The 555-nt window shown below is 43.1% G+C and carries 2 protein-coding genes; both read left to right on the top strand.

The genetic code is table 11. The annotated features are described in order from the left end of the window. Window positions 1–235, top strand: a 235-nt coding sequence (locus B6A27_RS18275) for a flagellar hook-basal body complex protein (RefSeq protein ID WP_139788177.1), incomplete at its 5' end; no start/stop codon positions are given. A gap of 44 nt (window positions 236–279) precedes the next feature. After that, window positions 280–501, top strand: a complete 222-nt coding sequence (locus B6A27_RS18280; protein ID WP_044746136.1) for a flagellar FlbD family protein — start codon at window positions 280–282, stop codon at window positions 499–501. The last annotated feature ends 54 nt before the right edge of the window (window positions 502–555 follow it).

A 555-nucleotide genomic window follows, 5' to 3' on the forward strand; every position in this document is an offset into this window, starting at 1 on the left:
GAAGGTTGGAGACAATCTTTTCCGCTCAACAACGAACTCTGGTGCGGAGACGTTAACTTCTCCGGGAGTAGGCGGAGCAGGCAAAATTGTTCCTGGTGCGCTTGAAATGTCCAATGTCGATCTATCTGAAGAGTTTACGGAAATGATTGTCGCGCAGCGCGGATTTCAAGCGAATACACGCATTATTACAACATCGGATGAGATTTTGCAAGAGCTTGTCAATCTAAAGAAATAATTAAGGGGGGAGGGCACTAGGCTCTGTCTAGTGCCCCAATACATATGATCACATTAACGCGGCTGAATGGAAAATCGTTTACCTTAAATGCGATATACATAGAACAAATCGAAGCTTTTCCGGATACAACGATTACGCTGACGAATGGTAAAAAATTTGTTGTCCGTGAGTCGGAAAAAGAGGTAGTAGAGCTGGTAAAAGAATTTTATCAGCAAATTTCGATTTTAGGGGTTTCTAAAAATGTGGAGGGGCAGGACCATGAGTAAGCTATGGAAAGTGACATTGATGATATTGGTGACGATTACGTTAGTCGCCGCTGT

The organism is Anoxybacillus sp. UARK-01, from assembly GCF_002075365.1.
Taxonomy (GTDB): domain Bacteria; phylum Bacillota; class Bacilli; order Bacillales; family Anoxybacillaceae; genus Anoxybacteroides; species Anoxybacteroides rupiense.

Excerpts from the sequence above, each read along its gene's own strand:
- B6A27_RS18280 (WP_044746136.1), top strand. The coding sequence starts at position 280 with ATGATCACATTAACGCGGCTGAATGGAAAATCGTTTACCTTAAATGCG.